Raw genomic sequence first — 20,478 nt, forward strand, 5'->3', positions numbered from 1 at the left:
TAGGGGGAACCTAAGTTACACTATTCTGTGACATTGTTATCGATCCGTGACGTTAACGGTATACAGGTTCCGGACGATAGAACTTAGTGACAATCACCGAGTAGTTTGAAGGAGAAAGATGACTGCATCCATCAAGGGTCGCGTCCTTTCAGTCATCATGGCAGTTGCCGTAGCTTTGGGCCTGGCCGTCGTGGCAGGTTCCCAGCCGGCAGAGGCAGCCAACCGCGACTGGCTGCGCCGTGACGCCACTGGTACGTGTGAGTGGGACAAGGTTGGCTGGTGGGTCCAGCGTTGCGACGTATGGTCCCAGGCTATGGGCCGCACCATCCCGGTGCAGGTTCAGCCGGCAAAGCGCGGCGGCAATGCTGCCCTCTACCTGCTAGATGGCCTGCGTGCCACCGATCGCACTAACGCATGGGTAAATGACGTTAATGCTGCCAAGACCTACGAGCCGCACAACATCACCCTCGCTATGCCCGTCGGTGGTGCTGCTTCCTTCTACGCTGACTGGCAGGGTCCTGCTACCTATGACCTGGAAAATCCGGTCAACTACAAGTGGGAGACCTTCCTGACCAGCGAGCTTCCTGGCTACTTGGAGCGCAACTTCGGTGTTGCCCGCAACAACAACTCCATTGCTGGCCTGTCCATGGGCGCCGGTGCCGCCCTGACCCTGGCTGCAAAGCACCCGAACCAGTTCCGTCAGGCGCTGTCCTACTCCGGCTTCCTGACCACCACGGTCCCAGGCGCTCAGACCATGATGCGCTTTGCCATGCTGGATGCGGGCGGATTCAACATCAACGCTATGTACGGTTCCCTGTTTAACCCGAAGCGTTTCCAGAACGATCCGCTGCTGCTTATTCCGAAGTTGCGCAATACCAACCTGTACATCTCCGCAGCTTCTGGTGTCCCAGGCGCCGGCGATAGCCACTACCTTCCGGAGCACCAGGCCGCCGGTGCCGCGCTCGAGTTCGGCTCGAATATCACCACCCGCGTGTGGGAGGGTGCCGCTCGCCTGCAGGGCCTGAACCCGACCGTGGACTACCCGGCACAGGGTCTGCACAACTGGGAGCAGTTCGGCTACCAGCTCAACCGCTCTAAGCCACAGGTGCTTAACGTCATGAACGCTTGGTAATTCTTGCGGCCGAATCCCCTTTCTTAAGGAAAGGGGATTTTCTTTTGCGAAGGGTATCGAACAAATATACGTCTAACTATTGCGGGCGTCTCGGCATTGCGCTAATCTAGGCGTGTCAGTTCGATTGGGTGTGCGAAATTATTCAGAGGGGGAGCTTTCGTGACTACTGCTACCGCACCACCAAAACAGGCGTATTTTTCTACCAATGACATGGAAGACACCGTGTGTGTCATGGCCATGGTGCAAAGAATTCAATCATGGCAACTGTTCCAGGCAGTGCTGCCACAGTTAGAAGACGACGTTGATTGCACACTGGCCGTTTTGTCCAAGAGACTCGGTCTTTCGCGATGGCGGGTATCAAGTGCAATCCAAGCCCACTTTCGGATGCGCGAACTGCCGCTTACTACCGCAGTGCAAACGGAACACTGGATTTTGGACCTTCCGCGACTCCAAGTTATTGACGTGGAATTGCGTCCCCTCGGCGAGGACGAAGCGCAGATCCAACTAGTTGATGCGGCCTTGGCAGATTTCCTCACGCCCAAAGACCCGGGACAACACGTGCCGACGGAATCGGAAATCCGAAATTTCCTGCGTGGATTCATTGATGGGCTGCTGAAGCCAGATTTATCGGCGCAGATCGAGCGCGCAGTGTCGGTGTCCTATTCGGGTGGACAGGCCACGATTGTGTTGAAGACAGATAAGGCCACTGCGGCGGCAATTTCTAGACATATTGATAAAGCGGCAGCACAAGAGGGGGTTTCAACGGCGGAGGCGCTGGAAAGTCTGATCTTCAACCGCACTAGTACCAAGGTGGTGATTAACACCTATCGCACCGGGGAGGATCCTTCCCGCGTCTTCATTCCTAGCGCAGGATGGTGCGATCTGGGGGAGGACCTGGCCCATGACTCTGCGGTGCGAACTCTTACCGCCGAGGACGTCGAAAAGTATGTTCCCTCAGAAGAAATCCGCGCCTGGGTGCAGGGACGGGACGCGACCTGCCGGTGGCCAGGGTGCTCGATGCCAGCACACTATTGTCAATTGGATCATCGCGTGGAGTACGGCGACAAAGGACCTACCAGTGTGGGAAATCTGGTGAGCTTGTGTCAGCATCACCATAACGTGAAGACGGATGGTCGGGTGCGATACATCATGGACCCGTTTACCGGAGATATTGTCTGGATGTTTGAGGATGGCACTTATGAGGTGGATCGAGCGGCAGGTCCATTGGCGCCCCGGAGTATTCATTGGAAACTGACGTGGGAGCGATTCCTCAAGCTCAGGAGGGGTTCATTGCAAGGTATGTGAGTTGGGACTATACAGGGGCGCATGTTCGCTATTGAGAATCCAAACACAGGCAAGAGTGAAGACCAGTTTGAACGTATCGATGATTCGCAGCGCGATGACATCCTAGACCGCTCCACCGCGGCCTACGAGGCATGGCGTAGCACTCGCATCGAGGAGCGTGCTGCGGTTTTGTCCCGCGCAGCTGACCTTTATGAAGAGCGCATTGATGAGTTAGCAGATCACATCGGCCGCGAGATGGGCAAGCTGACCCGTTGGGCCAAGGCCGAGGTACAGATTGTTGCCGATATTTACCGCTACTACTCCGAGCACGCGCACGAGCTGCTTGCCGACGAGTACCTGCCGGCACAGAATGCCGACAAGACCGTAGTGCGCAAGGAGCCGATCGGTCCACTGCTGGGCATCATGCCGTGGAACTTCCCGTACTACCAGGTAGCCCGCTTCGCGGCGCCTAACCTGCTGCTGGGTAACACCATTGTGCTCAAGCACGCTTCCATCTGCCCGCTGTCTTCCCAGGCATGCCAGGACATCCTGGAAGAGGCTGGTCTGCCGAAGGACGCGTACATCAACATCTACGCTTCCGGTTCCCAGATGGATGCCTTTGTAGCGGATAAGCGTATCAAGGGTGTTTCGCTGACCGGCTCGGAGGGCGCAGGTGCTGCCGTGGCCAAGACCGCCGGTGAAAACTACAAGAAGTCCGTGCTGGAGCTAGGCGGCAACGACCCGTTCCTGGTTATTGATGATGAGAACCTGGAGTGGGTCCTGGATCAGTACAACCTGATCCGCATGTACAACACCGGCCAGGCCTGCAACGCACCAAAGCGCCTCATCGTTCTGGAGGACTTCTACGACCGCACCGTGGAGTACCTGGAAAAGAAGATTGGGGACATGAAGGTCGGCACTTATGACGACGAGAATGCCGACATTGGTCCGCTGTCCTCGATCGGTGCTCGCGATGAGATTGTGGAGCGCCTGGAAAAGGCCGCGGCCAATGGTGACGCCAAGATTCGCGTAGGCGGCAAGAAGATTGACCGCGAGGGCGCCTACATGGAGCCTGCGCTGCTTACCGACGTCGACCCATCCACCGACGTAGGCTGCAACGAGATCTTCGGCCCTGTGGCTATTGTTTACAAGGCCAAGGATGTTGAAGAGGCCATCGAGATTGCCAATAACTCGGAGTATGGTCTGTCCAGCTCCGTCTGGGGCACCGACCTGGATGCCGCGTTCGAGGTGGCAAACCAGCTCAACGATGGCATGACGTTTGTCAACGAGGCGTCGGTAACCGCAGCAGGCCTGCCTTTCGGTGGTGTGAACCGCTCCGGCTACGGCCGCGAGCTGGCACGCTGGGGCGTCGGCGAGTTTGTCAACGAGCACCTGTACCGCGTGAGCGGACAGGATAATCCGGGCAACTCCCCGGCCATGTAGCGGCGTGTCAGTCTAGCGTAAGTCTCAAGTTCAACTTAAACTTGAGCACACGATAGACAGCTCACGCCGCAGGCATCGGTCCGGGGGGAGGGGAACCCTCGGAAAGGTACCGCGGCAAATCTTCAAGGACGTTTACCTATGCGCAAAAGCACTTCCCCGAGTAAAGCTCGCAAGGGCCTTGCAGTGGCCGCAGTACCTACCGCTATTGCCGTGGGTTTGGCTCTGCTGCCAAACGCCACCGCACAATCTTCCGTAGGCGATCTCTCTTCCGCAATCGGCGGCGATTCCAGCCTGTCCGATCACTTCGCACCGAAGGATCCGCCCGCCCGCACCCCGCTGAACACCGAATACCCGGATGTTAAGGGCCTGCCGGAGGGCGTGAAGATCAACCGCGTGGAGTACCTGACCAACCGCCACCTGATGGTCTACATCAAGTCCGCGGCTATGCCGGACAAAGAGCAGAAGGTGCAGATCCAGCTGGCTCGTGACTGGTACTCCCACCCGGAAAAGAAGTTCCCAGAGGTATGGGCGCTCGACGGCCTGCGTGCACGTGACGATGAGTCCGGCTGGACCATCGAGACCAATATTCTGAACCAGTACGCTGACCGTAACGTCAACCTAGTTATGCCGGTAGGCGGCGAATCTTCCTTCTACTCGGACTGGGAGCAGGCAGACCGCGGTAAGCGCTACATGTGGGAGACCTTCCTCACCAAGGAATTGATCCCCATCTTGGATAATGAGTACCGCTCGAACCACAAGCGTGCGGTCACCGGCCTGTCCATGGGCGGCACGGCCGCGATGAACTTGGCTGAGCGCAACCCGCACCTGTTCAACTTCGTGGGTTCCTTCTCCGGTTACCTGGACACCACTACGCGCGGCATGCCGGAAGCCATCATGGCTGCGCAGCGCGATGCCGGCGGCTATGATTCCCGCAAGATGTGGGGCGAGCCAGGTTCTCAAAACTGGATCGACCACGATCCGAAGCTGGGCATTGAAAACCTGAAGGACATGAAGGTCTATGTCTCTGCAGGTTCGGGCAAGGATGACTTTGGTAACGCCAACTCCGTAGCCAAGGGTCAGGCCAACCTTGCCGGTATGGGCTTGGAGGTCATTTCCCGCATGTCCACCCAGACCTATGTGGACTACGCAAAGCGCGCCAAGATTAACCCAGTGATTAAGTTCCGCCCATCCGGCGTGCACAGCTGGGAATACTGGCAGTTTGAGATGCAGCAGGCATGGCCCTACATCGCAGATGCCCTCGAGATGGACAAAGCTGATCGCGGTGCGGACTGTGAGGCCATCGGCGCCATCGCCAAGGAAACCAAGAGCGGCGTCATTGGCTCTTGCTTGAATAACGAGTACGACGTCGCCAAGAAGGGCAAGGCCCAGGACTTCGAGTCTGGTACCGCTTACTGGTCCCCGGATACCGGTGCGCACGCCCTCTTCGGCCGTATTGGTGCTCGCTACGCCGAGATCGGTGGACCTACCTCCTGGCTGGGCTTCCCTAAGACCGGCGAGTCTAAGACCCCGGACGGCAAGGGTCGCTTCGTGCACTTCGAGCACGGCTCCATCTACTGGTCCCCGGAGACCGGTGCTTGGGAGATTACCGGCGATATGTTCCAGGCCTGGGGCAAGAACGGCTACGAAAAGGGCGACCTGAAGTACCCGACCGGCTCGGTTAAGAAGGTCGGCGAGGGCTACATGCAGGAATTCCAGGATGGCGTCCTGACCCGTAACCCGGATGGCTCCAACCAGGTAGTCCACGGTGCTATCGGCGCCAAGTACAAGGACATGGGCGGCGCTGAATCTGCGCTCGGCTTCCCGACGTCCGGTGAGAACGCCGTCAACGGCGGCTTCTTCCAGACCTTTGAAAAGGGCAGCATCTACTGGTCCCCGAAGACTGGTGCGCACTACATTCTGAAGAGCAAGATCATGGACCGCTGGGGCCAGGCTGGCTGGGAGCAGGGCGAGTTCGGCTGGCCTACTTCTGACTACTCCGAGATTGCCGCTGGCGGCCTGAGCCAGGAATTCCAGCACGGCAAGATCAGCGAGGTCCTCGGCCAGGTTCGGACCGAGAAGAAGTAGCTATGCGCAAGCTAGTAGTTGTGGGCGCGGCGCTGTGCTTGGGTCTTGCGGGCTGCGATTCCGCCACGGTGGATAGCGAACCGCCGCAAGAGACCGAGGTCGCGCCCCTCGAGCGGGAGTCCGAGGCCCCTTCCTCTTCTTCGGAGAGTGCCACCTCTAAGTCGCAAGAGGACCGCGGTGCGCGCGAGATCTCTGAAATCCCCTCCGCTGAGGTGCCGGAACCAGAGGCCAAGTACTTGGACAAGCTCAAGGACGCCGGCGTTAACGTCGATGGCGTAGAGGATCAGCTCCTTGGAGCCGGTAAAGCGGCCTGTGACGAGAATGAGGTCACCATTTCTGCAGTTGCCGGCCAGCTCATCGAGCAGCAGCGCACCACGCAGAGTTTTGAGGAGCTTTCCCAGCTCATCAAGGATTCTGCACGTTCAGGGATTTGCTAGGTTTACCTGGTACAACTAATCCATGCGAAAAACTATTACCGTTGTCGCGGCCCTCGTCGTATTAGCTGTCATTGGCGTGGGCGCGTCGCGTTACTTCAACCAAGGCACTGATTCCCCGGCTCCGCATACCTCGGAGCAGGCCGCGCCGCCGCAACCGCAGCAGCCTGACTGGTGCCCCCGTGTGGAGTTCATTTCTGCCCCGGGTACTTGGGAGTCCGCGGCTGACGACGACCCCATCAATCCTTCTGCCAACCCGCGCTCGTTCATGCTGTCTATTACGAAGCCGTTGCAGGAGGCCTACGGGGACGATGTGAAGGTCTGGACCCTTCCCTATACCGCGCAATTCAAAAATATTAATGCGCAACATGAGATGAGCTACGACGATTCCCGCACTGAGGGAACCGCCAAGATGAATGACGAGCTGCGTAGCGTTCATCAAAGCTGCCCGGCTACCAAGTTCATTCTGAGCGGCTTTTCTCAGGGCGCGGTGATTGCTGGCGACGTTGCCGATGAGATTGGTGGCGGCCAGGGCGTGGTTCCGGCGGAAAACATCGCAGGCGTGGCCCTTATCGCAGACGGCCGCCGCCAAAATGGCGTCGGGCAAAACCCAGGCCGCAAGGTGGGTGGCGTCGGTGCAGAAATTGCCCTTCAGCCCGTATCCGGATTGGTGCAGCCCATCGTGCCGGGTGCTTCCATGCGTGGTGCGCGCCAGAATGGGTTCGGTAGCCTCGCGGATCGCACCTTCCAAATTTGCGCGCCCAATGATTCGGTGTGTGATGCCCCGCCTAACGTGACCAATGCACTAGAGCGCGCGCAGGGTTTGATTGCCGCGAATGGCGTGCATGCGCAGTACGCCTCCAATAGTGGCGTTATCGATGGCACGACTGCCAACCAGTGGGTAGTGGGCTGGGCCCGCCAGCTTATCGACGCCGCGTAACAACCATTCCCCCAACTCCGATAGTTTTATTAACGAAACCATTTACCTAAGGAGAATCGATGGATCTAAAAGCGCAGATGGGGCAGTTCTTAGCACCCGAGTTCACCTTGGCCCAGTTGGCAGAGAAGCTCTTCCAAGCGGAAACCGACCCAGACCGCGTGGTCATGCGCCAGTGGATCTACGGTGAGGAAGAAACCTGCCGGGAGCTTACCCGCGCACAGGTCAATAACCGCATCAAGGTGGTGGCGGCGCGCCTGCAGCAGATGGCAGAGCCCGGTACCCGCGTGGCCATCTTGGCTGGTAATTCGCCGGAATACGTCTTCGGCTTCTTGGGTGCTCTTTATGCGGGCATGGTGCCGATTCCGCTGTATGACCCCAACGAACCGGGGCACTCGGACCACCTCAAGGCCGTATTTGGTGACTGTGACCCGTCCATCGTGGTGACTAACCGCGTATCGGCGGCGGCCGTGCGCACGTACTTTTCCGCTCAACGTGAGCGCCCGCGCATCATTTCCCTTGATGTCCTGCCGGATTCTTTGGCTTCCTCCTGGACTCCCGTGGAGGGAACCGCAGAGGATACTGCGTTCCTGCAGTACACCTCCGGTTCCACCCGTACCCCGGCCGGCGTGGAGCTCACCAATCGCGCGATTATCACCAACGTGGCGCAGATTTTCCAGGCCCTGCAGCTGCAGATGCCGGCCCGCATCGTTTCTTGGCTGCCGATGCACCACGATATGGGCATCATCTTGGCCGTATTTGTCACCATCTTGGGCCTCGACTTCGAGGTGATGACCCCGCGCGATTTCATCCAGCACCCGGATCGCTGGGTCCGGCGCGTGACAGCCGGCAAACAGGCCACCTATACCGCTATCCCGAACTTTGCCTTGGAACTTGCCGCGCGCCACGCCAAGGACGCGGATTTCTCCCACGTGGACGGCATCATTATTGGTTCCGAGCCGGTGACGGAATCGGCCGTGGACTCCTTCCTCGATGCCTTCAGCGTGGACCGTTCCGTACTGCGCCCGGCCTACGGTCTGGCAGAGGCAGCACTTATTGTGTCTACCCCGCAAACTGACAAGCGCCCGGTCATCGCGCACTTTAACCGCGCGGAGCTGGCCGCAGGTCGCGCCGTCATTGAGGATAAATCCGAAGATACCGTTGCCTACGCCTCCAATGGACAGTGCGTGCCGCACCAGCACCTCGCCATTGTGGATCCGGAAACTCGCACCGAGGTGAAGGACGGCGTTATCGGAGAAATCTGGGTCCACGGTCCCAATATGGCCACCGGCTACCTCAACCGCCCAGAGGAAACTGCTGCGACCTTCCGCAATACGCTGGGTGAGCGCCTGCAGGATGGCCTGCCGGAAGACGATTACTGGATGGCCACCGGAGACTTGGCAACCATCGTGGATGGTGAGCTGTACATTACGGGCCGCCTGAAGGATCTCATCGTCATTGCTGGGCGCAACCATTATCCGCAGGATATTGAGGGCACGGTGCAAGCAGCTTCCGCACAGGTTCGCCCGGATTCCGTTGCAGCCTTTTCCGTGGAAGGCAATGATTCTGAGTCCCTCGTCCTGCTGGTGGAGCGCGCCGATGATGCGCAGCCGTCCGGCGATGCCGAGGCAACCGAGGCCATTCGCAGCGCGGTCACTGCCCACCATGGCATTACTCCGGATGACATCGTGTGGAAGGCACCTGGCGAAATCAACCGCACGTCCTCCGGCAAGATTGCGCGCCGCGTAGCCAAGAAGAATTATGTGGGATTCTGATATATCGCTAACAAAGTGACAAAATATAGCGATATACCCCTACGCCATTTAGTAATTTTCCGTAACGAAAGACCTTTTTATGACCATCGAGCAACTGCGAGCATGGCTGCGTGACTGGGTCGCCCAGGCCACCGGTGTTTCCGCCGAAGAGATCCTAGATTCCAAGCCTTTGGAAAATTATGGCCTCTCCTCGCGGGATGCTGTAGTGCTATCCGGCGAGCTGGAAAACCTTCTGGGCACCCGCCTCGATGCCACCGTGGCATATGAGTATCCCACCATCGAGCTGCTGGCGGACCGCCTGCTGAACGCACCGGCGGCGCCCCAGCCGGAAGAGCACGCGCCGCGGATCGCGCAGGGATCTGACGTTGCGGTCATTGGTCTTTCCGGCCGCTTCCCGGGTGCTAAGAATGCCCAAGAGTTCTGGTCTATGTTGGCGGAATCCCGCGCAGGCACCGGCCCGTTGCCAGTAGGCCGGTGGTCCGAGTACTCCGCTGATCCGGTCATGAGCGAGAAGATCGCCCAGCAAAATACCGACGGCGGCTATATCGAAGACATCGCGTCCTTTGATGCGGAATTTTTTGGCCTGTCCCCGCTAGAGGCCGCCAACATGGATCCCCAGCAGCGCATCCTGTTGGAGCTGGTGTGGGAAGCGCTAGAAAACGCTGGTGTTCCCGCCAATGAGCTGCGTGGCACGCAGACCGGCGTGTATATGGGATCGACCAATAATGACTACGGCATGCTCATCGGTGCCGATTCCGCCGAGATGCACCCGTATGCGCTGACCGGCATTTCTTCCGCCGTGGTGGCTAATCGCATTTCCTACGCCCTGGATTTCCGCGGCCCTTCCATCAACGTGGATACGGCTTGCTCCTCCTCCCTCGTGGCGGTGAACCAGGCGATGAAGGATTTGCGCACGGGGAGCGCGGACGTGGCGCTGGCCGGCGGCGTGAATATCTTGGCCGCCCCGCACGCGTCCACGGCGTTCTCGGAGTTGGGCGTTACCTCTCCAACGAGCGCCATTCACGCCTTTTCGGACGACGCCGATGGCATCGTGCGTGCCGACGCCGCCGGCGTCCTCGTGCTCAAGCGCTTGGAGGACGCGGAAGCCGACGGCGACGATATCCTGGCCGTCCTCAAGGGCTCAGCCGTCAACTCCGATGGTCACTCCAATGGCCTGACCGCCCCGAACCCGGAGGCACAGGAGGATGTGCTGCGCCGCGCCTATGCTGATGCGGGCGTAAATCCGCAGGACGTGGACTATATCGAGGCCCACGGCACCGGCACCATTCTGGGCGATCCAATCGAGGCCTCCGCCTTGGGCCGCGTGCTCGGTGCGGGCCGCGGGGTCGAAACTCCTATTTTGCTCGGTTCTGCCAAGACCAATATCGGCCACTCTGAATCCGCCGCGGGCGTGGTCGGCCTTATCAAGGTCATCCAGGCCATGCGCAATGACGTAATTCCGGCCAATATCAATTACTCGGCGCCGAATCGTTATATCGATTTCGAGGCCGAGCACCTCGAGGTAGTCGAGGATCCGCGCGAGTGGCCCGAGTACTCCGGGCGCAAGGTTGCGGGTGTGTCTGGCTTTGGTTTCGGCGGCACCAATGCGCACGTCGTACTCACCGATTACCGCGGTACCCCGGCCGAACGCGCGCCGCAGCTTTCCACCGAAACGGTGGCGTTGCCGGTCTCTGGCCTTTTGCCTTCGCGCCGGGCACGCGCTGCGGCCCTGTTGGCAGACTTCATTGAGGCGGAAGAGCCCGCGCTTGTCGACGTCGCCCGAACTGTCGCCCGCCGCAACCACTCCCGTTCCCGCGCCGTCGTGACGGCTAGCTCCACCGAGGAAGCGGTCAAGCGCCTGCGCCAGGTAGCTGAAGGCAAGGTCTCCGTCGGCATTGCCGCTGCGGATTCCCCGCACGTTCCGGGGCCAGTATTTGTTTACTCCGGTTTCGGCTCTCAGCACCGCAAGATGGCGAAGGACATGATTGCGCTCTCGCCGCAGTTCAAGGCTCGCTTGGAAGAGCTGGATGCCATCGTGGACTTTGAGTCTGGCTGGTCCATCCTGAATATCGTCAACGACGATGCCCAAACCTATGACACCGAGACCGCCCAGGTGGCCATTACCGCCATTCAGATTGCAGTGACGGACTTGCTCGCTTCCTTTGGCGTGCGCCCGGCCGGCGTGATCGGCATGTCCATGGGCGAGATTGCCGCGGCTTATGCCGCAGGCGGCATCTCCGCAGAGGACGCCATGGTCATTGCCTGCCACCGTGCGCGGTTGATGGGTGAGGGGGAGGCGTCGCTAAGCGATGCCGAGCAAGGAGCCATGGCCGTCGTAGAGCTCTCGGCCGAGGATATTGCCGCGCTCGACGGCAATATCGAACCCGCCGTGTACACCGGCCCCGGAATGACCACCGTGGGCGGCCCGCGCCAAGAGGTGCTGGACCTGGTGGAAAAGCTCGACGGCGAGGGCAAGTTCGCCCGTGCACTCAATGTGAAGGCCGCAGGGCATACCTCGGCCGTGGACCCCATCCTGGGCGAGCTGCATGCAGCCATCGCCGGCATGGAGGCCAAGCCGCTGCACACCCCGCTGTTTTCCTCCGTGGATAAGGGCGAGGTTTATCGCCCTGGTACCACCGTCCACGATGAGGACTATTGGCTGCGCATGACCCGCCACTCGGTCTATCTGCAGGATGCCACCGAGGCAGCCTTCAACGCCGGCCACACCCAGCTGGTAGAAATCTCGCCGAACCCGGTGGCGCTGATGGGCCTCATGTCCACCGCCTTCGCCGTGGGCAAGGCCGATGCGCAGCTGCTGTATGCGTTGAAGCGCAAGGTAGATCCCACCGAGTCGTTGTTGGACCTGCTCAGCAAGCTCTATGTCGCCGGCATGCCGGTAGATTTTGGCGCGGTCTTTGGCTCTGGTGCGCGCGTGGAGGCACCCTATACCCAGTTCAACCGCCAGCGCTTCTGGACCAACGCCCGTCCGTCGGCCGGCGTTTCCGGCCTGCCGGGCGCACGCGTCAACCTGCCAGAGGGCAAGGTGGCCTTCTCCACCAATGCGGATCAGGCGCCATCCGCGCTGGCCATCGTGGAGGCCGCGGCCGAGGCCGTTCAGCCTGGGGCGCGCATCATCGCCACCGAGGAGCACGCCGACCTGCCACCGCGCGGTGAGGTCACCACGGTGGTAAGCCAGTCCATCGGTGGTATGTCCGTAGCCGTCTACGCCGTCCGTGGCGCGCAGACGGAGCTCTTGGCGGAAGGCTTTGCCTCCGCCTTGGACTTGGGCGCGGCGCCCATCCCGGGCGTGGCCGATGTGCCTGAAAGCGAGCCTGCGGCAACCGCAGAGGTTGATGCCGTGCGCTGGGATCCCGCGGAGGAAACCGTGGAGGATCGCCTCGCACTCATCGTGTCGGAATCCATGGGCTACGACGTCTCTGACCTGCCGCGCGAGCTGCCGCTCATTGACTTGGGCCTGGATTCCCTGATGGGCATGCGCATTAAGAACCGCGTGGAAAATGACTTCCAGATTCCGCCGCTGCAGGTGCAGGCGCTTCGCGACGCCTCTTTGGCCGACGTCATTGCCATGGTGGAAGAGGCCGTAGCCGGCGGCAGCGTGGATACCAGCGACATTGCTTCTGCGGATACTCCTGCACCAGAAGAAGACGAGCCCGGCCAGGGCGTCGGCGTTGCCCCGCGCGATGCCTCGGAGCGCATGGTCTTTGGTACCTGGGCCACCTTCACCGGCAAGGCCGCGGCGGGCGTTACCTCGGCGCTTCCTGAGGTGAGCGATGAGGTCGCCGCCCAGATTGCCGAGCGCCTCACCGAACGTGTCGGCATCGAGGTCACCGCCCAGCAGGTCCACGAGGCCGAGGCGCTAGAGACATTGGCCGACCTCGTCCGCGAAGGACTGGAGACCGAGGTAGAAGGCAATATCCGCGTCCTGCGCGAGGCTGATGGTCCTGCCGTATTCATGTTCCACCCAGCCGGCGGCACCACTGTGGTCTACCAGCCACTGACCCGTCGCCTGCCCGAAGATGTGGCGGTTTACGGCGTAGAGCGCATCGAAGGCTCGCTGGAGGAGCGTGCCGAGGCCTATATCGAGGACATCCTGCACTACGCTCGCGGCCGCAAGGTAGTTCTCGGCGGATGGTCCTTTGGCGGCGCGCTGGCCTACGAGGTGGCCTATCAGCTGCATCAGCGCACCCAGCGCGGTCAGGATTCGGCGGATGTGGCGTTCATCGCGTTGCTGGATACCACCCAGCCGTCGAACCCAGCGCCGGATACCCCGGAAGAAACCCGCGCCCGGTGGGAGCGCTACGCGGCCTTTGCCAAGAAGACCTATGGCCTGGACTTCGAGCCGCCGTACGAGATGCTTGAGACCATGGGCGAAGATGCGCTCATGACCATGCTGGCGGAGTTCCTCGCTACTACCGACGCCTCTGAGCACGGCCTGGCCGCCGGCGTACTGGAACACCAGCGCGCTTCCTTCGTGGATAACCAGATTCTGGCCAAGATCGACTTCCATCGCTGGGCCGATGTCACCGTGCCGGTGCTGCTTTTCCGTTCCGAGCGCATGCACGACGGTGCGATTGAGCTGGAGCCGCGCTACGCTGAGATTGACCCCGACGGCGGTTGGGGAGTTATCGTTAAGGATCTAGAAATTGTGCAGCTGCAAGGCGATCACCTTGCAGTGCCAGACGAGCCGGCCATCGGCATCGTGGGCAAGCATATGGACGAATGGATCGAGGAGAAGATACGTGGCGGCCAAGCAGACAACCGCTGAGAAACTCGCTGACCTGCGCGAGCGTCTGGACAAGGCGCAGGACCCAGGCAGTGAGCGCTCCCGCAAGCGCCGCGACGAGGCTGGGCGCACCACGCCTCGTCAACGCATCAATGAATTGCTAGATGAGGGTTCCTTCGTCGAAACCGGCTCCTTGGGCAAGACCCCGGGTGACCCTGACGCCATTTATTCCGATGGCGTGGTCACCGGCTATGGCCGCATCTCTGGCCGCCCAGTGTGTATCTACGCCCACGATAAGACCGTCTACGGCGGCTCAGTCGGCGTGACCTTTGGCAAGAAAGTCACCGAGGTCATGGACATGGCCATCAAGATTGGCTGCCCAGTCATCGGTATTCAGGATTCCGGCGGCGCCCGCATCCAGGATGCGGTGACCTCGCTGGCCATGTACTCCGAGATCGCCCGCCGCCAGCTCCCGCTGTCCGGCCGTAGCCCGCAGATTTCCATCATGATGGGCAAGTCCGCCGGTGGCGCCGTCTATGCTCCCGTGACCACGGACTTTGTCATTGCCGTGGACGAGGAAGCGGAAATGTATGTCACCGGCCCGAACGTCATCCGTGAGGTTACCGGTGAGGATATTACCTCCGCCGAGCTGGGCGGTGCTCGCCAGCAGGAGCTCAACGGCAATGTCTCGGCAGTCGTCCCTTCCGAGGATGACGCCTTTGATATGGTCCGCGATCTCCTCGACCACCTGCCGCTGACCTGCTTTGATGAGTCGCCGGAGTTCGCTGCGCCTGCCGACGCCGAGGTGGCCGAAGACGAAGACCTCAACGCCTTCATGCCGGATGACACTAATGCCGGCTACGACATGATGGACTTGTTGACCCAGCTGGGCGATGACGAGGATCTCATTGAGATTCAAGAGAACTTCGCGCCTAATATGATTACCGCCTTCGGCCGCATCGATGGCAAGACCGTCGGCTTTGTGGCCAATAACCCCATGCACCTTGCGGGCTGCATTGATGCCGACGCCGCCGATAAGGGCGCGCGTTTTATCCGCATTTGCGATGCTTACAATATTCCGCTGGTCTTCGTAGTGGATACCCCGGGCTACCTGCCGGGCGTGGAACAGGAGAAGGTGGGCCTTATCCACCGCGGCGCCAAGTTTGCCTTCGCCGTGGTGGAAGCCACCGTGCCGAAGGTCTCGCTCATCGTGCGCAAAGCCTACGGCGGTGCCTATGCGGTAATGGGCTCGAAGAACCTGACCGGCGATATTAACCTGGCGTGGCCGACCGCGCAGATCGCCGTGATGGGCGCGGCCGCTGCCGTGGTAATGATCGCCGGTAAGCAGCTCGAGGCCGCCGAGACCCCGGAACAGCGCGAAATGACCAAGAAGATGTTCATGGACTTCTACGATGAGACCATGACCGCTCCTTATGTCGCGGCCGAGCGCGGCTATCTAGACGCGATGATTCAGCCGAATCAGTCCCGGTTGGCGCTCCGTCAGGCACTGCGCCAACTGGCCACCAAGCAGGAAAGCGATCTGCCGAAGAAGCACACTATTGCCCCGATGTAATGCCTTGTGCTTGGATAGCATATAAAGAGCTAATCCTAGTGAAGGAGTTATCTATGATTCTGTCTAGCGCTGTGGACATCGTCAGCGAGATCATTGGTTTCGTGGTCGATATTCTGAATCAGGCAGGCATTCAGGTAAGTTCCAAGTAAGTGGAGCAAAAAGAAGGAGGGTTGAACCCTCCTTCTTTTTTATTTGCGGGCGAAAAGCCGCCAGCCAAAGAAAAATAGCGCTGACATCACAGTCGCTACGATGAGGAAGCTCCAGTGTGGCAGGCGGCCGTTGACGAGCATCCACAGGGCCATGCCGCCCACGACGGTGCTCAGCCAGACGATGCCGCCCTCCTTCCACTTGCCCTGGACCTTGGTAGCGAGGATGATGACCCAGCCGATAAGCGCGCCTACGGCCCAGGGCCAAAAGGCATCTACCCAGGTGGAAAAGCTCAAACCGCCGTGGGCGAGGCGGGCAGCCACGGCGAAGAGCATCAGGGCGATGATATCGATAATGGGGGCGATTCTCATGCGTTTTCCTTTCGGTTCAAGGCGGCGTAGGTAATGCCCTTGCGGGCATAGTGCCAGAAGTAGATTACCCAGCCAATGATGGTGATCAAGGCAAAGGAGATGAGGCGGTAGATGATGGCCGCGCCGGTAGCGTCCACCGCGGTCATGCCCGTGGCCACCAGAGTGGCGATGATGGCGGCTTCCACCGTTCCGAGGCCGGCCGGCGTGACCTGAGCAGAGCCGGCAAGCTTAGCGGTGAGATAGGCCAGCGCCACGCCGGCCATCGTCGTGGTGTCCTCGCCAGCGTGCAGGGCGGGCAGGTGGCCGGTAACGGCCCACACGCAGCCCCATAGCGAGACCATGTCGATCAGGCGGTTGGCCAAAGAGTAGAAGGACACCCAACCGAATTGGCGGCGGGTAAGGTGAACTTCCTCCAGATTCTTGACCTGGTCCAAGAGGGCTTCGCGCTTGGAGCCCTTAATGAGCTGTTGGCGGTTGAGCCAGCGCATGATGGTATCCGGATGATTGGTCAGCCAGAACAGGCCGCCAGAAAGCGCCAGCATGAGCACTAGGGTGCCAATGAGGGACCAGAGCGCCATATCCGCGTTGAGGAAGAGCACGCCGCCCAAGCCGATGAGCACGAGCCACATCGTGGAAATGGCAGAAGACAGCACGAAGAACCAGCCACACAGCATGACGGACGCGCCCCACGTGCGTTGCACGTAGAAGGTGAGGATGGCGGAAAAGGCTGGGCCGGCCGGAAGAGTGGTGGACCAGGCATTAGCGGCCAACGTCAGTGCTGCGGTTTCTGAGGCCGGCACCTTGACGCCGCCGGCGCGAATGAGCAGGCGCATGACCTCGCCCATGGCGAGCACCGCCACAATGGAGGCGATGACCACGAGTGCTATCGCGGCCGGGTTGGAATGAGAAAGCCGCGAGAAGCCTTCGCGCAGGAAGTCCAGCTCATCGCGGAAGACATAAACCAAGACCAGCAGGACGATGAACGAGGCGATAAGGCGCAGCCAATTCTTCACTTACTTACCCCCTTCGAGGCGTTGTTTGAGCTCAGTGAAGGGAACAGTCTTGCCGCGGTGGGTCGCACCGCCGGTCAAAGTGGTGGTGGCGTGGCGCAGCCAGCTAGGGGCCCACCAGTTATCTTCGCGCAGCAAGTGCATGACGGCCGGGACGAGGAGCATGCGGACAATGGTGGCGTCGATAAGCAGGGCAAAAATCATGCCGTAGGCAATGTATTTCATCATCACGATATCGGAGAAGCCGAACGCGCCGGAGACCACGATCATGATGAGCGCCGCCGCGGTAATAATGCCGCCGGTATGCGCGGTGCCGGCCGCAATGGACTCGTCGGTAGAAGCGCCGCGTCGGCGGGCCTCCACCATGCGGGAGATCAAAAAGACCTCGTAATCGGTGGACAGGCCGTAGACAATGGCGATGATGAGCACCAAGATCGGGCTCATGAGCGGGCCGGGCGTGAAGTTGAGGATGTCCGAGCCCAAGCCAGCGACGAACATCAACGTCAAGATGCCCAGCGTCGCGCCCAAGGTCAGCAACGTCATCACAATGGCCTTGAGCGGCAGTACGAAGGAGCCGAAGACTAGGGCCATGAGCAGGAATGTAGCCAGCACCACGTAGAGCGCCATCCACGGCAGCGTGTGGAAGAGCGCATCGAGGGACTCCACCTCCATGGCGGGAGTACCGCCCACGTAGAGGTTTACGCCTTCAGGGGCCTTGACCTTTTCCAGCTCGTGCACGATCTTCGCGTAGTCATCGCGGTCTTCAATGCCGGCGGAAAGGACGGTAGTGCCGTCCTTGGTGGCGGTCGTCGGCGCCATGGGCTCGGTGAGGCCGTCGAGGCCGCGGACCTGCATGACGACGTCGACAAGCTGCTGGTTCGAGGCATTTTCCACCACGAGCTTGACCGGCTCCGTGCGGAAGGCAGGGAACTCTTCGTTGAATTTATCCTGTGCCACGCGGGTGTCCTGGTCGGGCGGCAGGTAGGACTCGTTGATGCCACCGAAGGTGATGCTCATGATGGGCAGGGTAAGCGCGATGAGCAGGCCGCACACGGCGATGGTCAGCCCGCGGGCATGGCGCATGGCCCAGCGCGGAAGCTTATACCACCAGGTGTCCTGAATAGTGCGAGCCGTTCGCGAGGTACGGCGCACGGACCAGGTATCGATCTTGGGGCCGAGCATGCCAAAAATGGACGGCAGCACGGTGACGGAAAGGAGCGCGGCCAAGCCGACCGCAGAAATGGAACCATAGGCCACGGACTTCAGGAAGGCCTGGGGGAAGAGGAAGAGGCCGGAGAGCGCAACGGCGACCATGGCCGCGGAGAAAACCACGGTTTGGCCGGCGGTTGCGGTGGTGGTGGCCACGGCCTCCTCGGTGGAGCGGCCCTTGTCCAGCTCCTCGCGGAAGCGCGAAACCATAAAGAGGCCATAATCGATGGCTAGGCCGAGGCCCAGCAGCGTGACGACGGCCTGGGCAAAGACATTGACCTGCGAGAACCCGGCCAGGATGGACAGGATGCCCAAAGAGCCCAAGATGGAGAGGCCACCGACCACCAGCGGCATGCAGGCCGCAACCACAGAGCCAAAGACCACCAGCAGGAGGATGCCTACCAGCGGCAGGGCGGCCTTTTCGGCGCGGGAAATATCGTGCGACATTCCCTCATCAAGAGCGTCAGCAACCGCGGTGGCACCCGCAATCTCCACCGGTGCGGTGGTATCCGTAAGCGCGCCTTCGATGGTGCGGAAATCCTTCAGCGTTTGCTCGTCATCGCCTTTGAGCCCGATGGCTGCGAAGGCTAGTGAATGATCGGCATTGACCAGGTTCGGGTTCTTTGTGTCGAAGTAGCTGGTCACCGAGTCAATCTGGTCCGGATACGCCGATTTCAACTGCGCCAAGTGCTGCTTGGCGGCATCGAAATTCTCATCGGGGGAGTGGAAGAGCAAGATGACATCGCCGGAGTTATCGCGGCCGAATGCTTCCTGTTCGATCTGGGCCGCGTTTGTCGACGCCGCATTGGGATCCTCCCAGCCCTCCTGGCTCATGCGGTCTTCGAGCTGCAAGCCAAAGCCGATAAAGAGCGCAAGGATGGCGGCGACGATGATGGCGGGGATGAGCCGGCGGTGCGCATAGGAAAAACGTCCCCATTTTTCAAACATTGGGGCAGCCTCCTAGCGGTTATTAAGCAGCGCAGCCAGGGGACGGAATGGCTGCAGCCATGCACCACCCTCTGGCAGATTATCCAGGTTCACGCGCGGTAGCGGCTCGCGGAATACACCCTCGATATCTTCCAGGTCCACAAAATTGATGTCTGCGTGGCCTACGGCCCATGCTGCATGCTCGTGGAAACCGAGGACCGTTACCGGAAGGCCTTCCGCGATGAGCTCTTCCAAAGGTTCCTGGAAATTCTGGCCATCGGCGGAGGCAACAATCACGCCGGCTAGATCCTCACGGAGGCTGTCGATGTGGTCGAGCATATCCGGATCCACGTCATCGTCTTCGTGGATCTTGGGCTTGGCAAAAACGCCGAAGCCCACGTTGCGGATGGCTTCTACCCATGGGCGGATGACATCGGCGCCGCCCGGGGTGACATTAGTAAAGACATCGGCGCGCGGTTCCGCATCAACGTCCTGGGCAAGGTGTACCAGCCAGCGGCCGATGGCGTCGAAGCGCGGGCGGTGTGCGGCGGTGGGGCGGCCGCCGAGCAGGGAGCCTAAGCCCATGTCCATATTGGGCGCATCCCAGACAAGTAGGTAGGTGCTCATTTATTTCTTCTCCCAGAGATACTCCGTGATGACGTGTTCTTTATCTAGGCCCTTGCCCTCAAACTTGGTGATGACCTGACGGTCCACCAACTGCGGGCACTCTGGCCACGGCCAGCCCTTGTAATCCAGGCTCGGCTCTACGTCCACAAGCTCATCGATCCACTCGGCGTAACCGGCGTGGTCGGTAGCAACGTGCAGCACGCCGCCCTTCTTCAGGCGGGAAGCAAAAAGGTTGAGTGTGCCCGACTGGATGATGCGGCGCTTGTGGTGGCGGGCCTTTGGCCAGGGATCCGGGAAGAAGACGCGGATGCCATCAAGGGATTCCGGCGCAAACATGCGCACCATGACCTCGATGCCATCGCCGCGAATCATGCGGATATTGTCGATGCCCTCGCGCTCGATCTGGCCCAGTAGCTTGGCCAGGCCCGGCTTGTAGAGCTCGACGGCGATGATATTGGTATCGGCCTCCTTCGGCGCCATGGCGGCGGTGGAGGTACCGGTACCGGATCCGATTTCCACGATGGTCTTGGCGCCGCTGCGGCCAAACCAGGCGTCGAGGTCAATGACCTCGTCTTCTAGCGTGCGGCCTAGTTCTGGCCAGCGCTTTTCAAAAAGCTCATGCTGATTTTCGGTCAGTGTGCCGCGGCGGAAGGTGACGTTGCCTAGGCGTGGGTAGTCAAGCTCGTTGTCGAATACCGCATTGAAGTCGGTCTGTGGCGGGCGCCCTGGAGGCATTTCTCCAGCGCGGGTGTTTTGAGAGTTATCTGTGTTATTCATTGC

Annotated in this window: 14 protein-coding genes; 9 read left to right on the plus strand and 5 right to left on the minus strand. The window is 60.4% G+C overall.

The features are described 5' to 3' along the window. Positions 1 to 118: 118 nt before the first annotated feature. From I6J28_RS03385 to I6J28_RS03425, 9 genes are all read left to right on the plus strand, one after another. The gene (locus I6J28_RS03385) at positions 119 to 1,132 is read left to right on the plus strand and encodes an alpha/beta hydrolase (protein WP_049377543.1); all 1,014 of its coding nucleotides are present in this window, start codon (positions 119 to 121) and stop codon (positions 1,130 to 1,132) included. Between the two features lie 159 nt (positions 1,133 to 1,291). Next, on the plus strand, positions 1,292 to 2,437 hold the full coding sequence (locus I6J28_RS03390) for an HNH endonuclease signature motif containing protein (protein WP_239454650.1): 1,146 nt from the start codon (positions 1,292 to 1,294) through the stop codon (positions 2,435 to 2,437). Positions 2,438 to 2,458: 21 nt separating this feature from the next. Continuing rightward, positions 2,459 to 3,859: an NAD-dependent succinate-semialdehyde dehydrogenase gene (locus tag I6J28_RS03395; protein ID WP_204610785.1), complete on the plus strand. Its 1,401-nt coding sequence runs from the start codon at positions 2,459 to 2,461 to the stop codon at positions 3,857 to 3,859. 138 nt (positions 3,860 to 3,997) lie between these two features. Continuing rightward, entirely contained in the window at positions 3,998 to 5,944 is a 1,947-nt protein-coding gene (locus I6J28_RS03400; protein WP_204610787.1) for an alpha/beta hydrolase-fold protein, read from the plus strand. A gap of 2 nt (positions 5,945 to 5,946) precedes the next feature. Next, on the plus strand, positions 5,947 to 6,381 hold the full coding sequence (locus I6J28_RS03405) for a hypothetical protein (protein WP_204610789.1): 435 nt from the start codon (positions 5,947 to 5,949) through the stop codon (positions 6,379 to 6,381). Positions 6,382 to 6,403: 22 nt separating this feature from the next. After that, on the plus strand, positions 6,404 to 7,318 hold the full coding sequence (locus I6J28_RS03410; RefSeq protein ID WP_204610790.1) for a cutinase family protein: 915 nt from the start codon (positions 6,404 to 6,406) through the stop codon (positions 7,316 to 7,318). A 59-nt stretch (positions 7,319 to 7,377) separates the two neighbouring features. After that, entirely contained in the window at positions 7,378 to 9,090 is a 1,713-nt protein-coding gene (locus tag I6J28_RS03415; protein WP_204610791.1) for an AMP-binding protein, read from the plus strand. 79 nt (positions 9,091 to 9,169) lie between these two features. Beyond that, complete coding sequence (locus tag I6J28_RS03420) at positions 9,170 to 13,876, plus strand: type I polyketide synthase (protein ID WP_204610792.1); 4,707 nt, start codon at positions 9,170 to 9,172, stop codon at positions 13,874 to 13,876. Beyond that, positions 13,851 to 15,407, plus strand: coding sequence for an acyl-CoA carboxylase subunit beta (locus I6J28_RS03425; protein WP_204610793.1), 1,557 nt, complete (start codon positions 13,851 to 13,853; stop codon positions 15,405 to 15,407). The genes I6J28_RS03420 and I6J28_RS03425 overlap by 26 nt, the downstream gene beginning before the upstream one ends. Positions 15,408 to 15,595: 188 nt before the next feature. Here I6J28_RS03425 and I6J28_RS03430 read toward each other — a convergent pair whose 3' ends face one another. From I6J28_RS03430 to trmB, 5 genes are read right to left on the minus strand one after another with little or no spacing between them, the layout of a single operon-like run. Beyond that, a complete protein-coding gene (locus tag I6J28_RS03430; RefSeq protein WP_204610794.1) occupies positions 15,596 to 15,925 on the minus strand; it encodes a DUF3054 domain-containing protein in 330 nt (109 codons plus the stop codon). Continuing rightward, entirely contained in the window at positions 15,922 to 16,938 is a 1,017-nt protein-coding gene (locus I6J28_RS03435; RefSeq protein ID WP_204610795.1) for a lysylphosphatidylglycerol synthase transmembrane domain-containing protein, read from the minus strand. Before I6J28_RS03435 ends, I6J28_RS03430 begins: the two co-directional genes overlap by 4 nt. After that, positions 16,939 to 19,092, minus strand: coding sequence for an MMPL family transporter (locus I6J28_RS03440; protein WP_204610797.1), 2,154 nt, complete (start codon positions 19,090 to 19,092; stop codon positions 16,939 to 16,941). A 12-nt stretch (positions 19,093 to 19,104) separates the two neighbouring features. After that, positions 19,105 to 19,698: an NYN domain-containing protein gene (locus tag I6J28_RS03445; RefSeq protein ID WP_204610799.1), complete on the minus strand. Its 594-nt coding sequence runs from the start codon at positions 19,696 to 19,698 to the stop codon at positions 19,105 to 19,107. Next, complete coding sequence (gene trmB / locus I6J28_RS03450; protein ID WP_005325428.1) at positions 19,699 to 20,475, minus strand: tRNA (guanosine(46)-N7)-methyltransferase TrmB; 777 nt, start codon at positions 20,473 to 20,475, stop codon at positions 19,699 to 19,701. Positions 20,476 to 20,478 lie beyond the last annotated feature (3 nt).

The organism is Corynebacterium tuberculostearicum (assembly GCF_016894265.1).
Taxonomy (GTDB): Bacteria; Actinomycetota; Actinomycetes; order Mycobacteriales; family Mycobacteriaceae; genus Corynebacterium; species Corynebacterium tuberculostearicum_D.

Bases quoted from the DNA above. Each gene is read 5' to 3' on its own strand.
- I6J28_RS03385 (WP_049377543.1), top strand. From the start codon at position 119: ATGACTGCATCCATCAAGGGTCGCGTCCTTTCAGTCATCATGGCAGTT.
- trmB (WP_005325428.1), bottom strand. From the start codon at position 20,475: ATGAATAACACAGATAACTCTCAAAACACCCGCGCTGGAGAAATGCCT.
- I6J28_RS03400 (WP_204610787.1), top strand. From the start codon at position 3,998: ATGCGCAAAAGCACTTCCCCGAGTAAAGCTCGCAAGGGCCTTGCAGTG.
- I6J28_RS03420 (WP_204610792.1), top strand. From the start codon at position 9,170: ATGACCATCGAGCAACTGCGAGCATGGCTGCGTGACTGGGTCGCCCAG.
- I6J28_RS03415 (WP_204610791.1), top strand. From the start codon at position 7,378: ATGGATCTAAAAGCGCAGATGGGGCAGTTCTTAGCACCCGAGTTCACC.
- I6J28_RS03410 (WP_204610790.1), top strand. From the start codon at position 6,404: ATGCGAAAAACTATTACCGTTGTCGCGGCCCTCGTCGTATTAGCTGTC.
- I6J28_RS03445 (WP_204610799.1), bottom strand. From the start codon at position 19,698: ATGAGCACCTACCTACTTGTCTGGGATGCGCCCAATATGGACATGGGC.
- I6J28_RS03440 (WP_204610797.1), bottom strand. From the start codon at position 19,092: ATGTTTGAAAAATGGGGACGTTTTTCCTATGCGCACCGCCGGCTCATC.
- I6J28_RS03430 (WP_204610794.1), bottom strand. From the start codon at position 15,925: ATGAGAATCGCCCCCATTATCGATATCATCGCCCTGATGCTCTTCGCC.
- I6J28_RS03395 (WP_204610785.1), top strand. From the start codon at position 2,459: ATGTTCGCTATTGAGAATCCAAACACAGGCAAGAGTGAAGACCAGTTT.
- I6J28_RS03405 (WP_204610789.1), top strand. From the start codon at position 5,947: ATGCGCAAGCTAGTAGTTGTGGGCGCGGCGCTGTGCTTGGGTCTTGCG.